Genomic DNA, 255 nt, shown 5'->3' with positions numbered 1-255 from the left:
AAACCAGGCTCATTCACGATTTCCGATGCGGCAGCGATGATCGAACAGGGCGCCAACGCGAATAACTAATACATGGCATAAGCCGGGCGGGAAACTGCCCGGCATTCCATTCAGGAGGCGCGATGAAATACAGCACCACATTGCCTGTTAAAGCACTCCCGTCAGCTGAAAAATTTGATGGCAAAGGCCCGGAATATAAGCGACGTTTCCACGTGATGGCCAAACCCTCCGGCTCAACCTGTAATCTCGACTGCA

1 pseudogene is annotated in these 255 nt (G+C 52.5%); it reads left to right on the top strand.

Annotated elements, in window-relative coordinates:
- Positions 1-122: 122 nt before the first annotated feature.
- A pseudogene (locus J1784_RS26295) lies at positions 123-255 on the top strand (anaerobic sulfatase maturase); the annotation flags it as partial.

It is taken from the genome of Rahnella ecdela (assembly GCF_019049625.1).
GTDB classification, from domain to species: domain Bacteria; phylum Pseudomonadota; class Gammaproteobacteria; order Enterobacterales; family Enterobacteriaceae; genus Rahnella; species Rahnella ecdela.
Note: the sequence above shows the minus strand (reverse complement) of the source record. Positions and strands in the feature narration are given on the sequence as shown.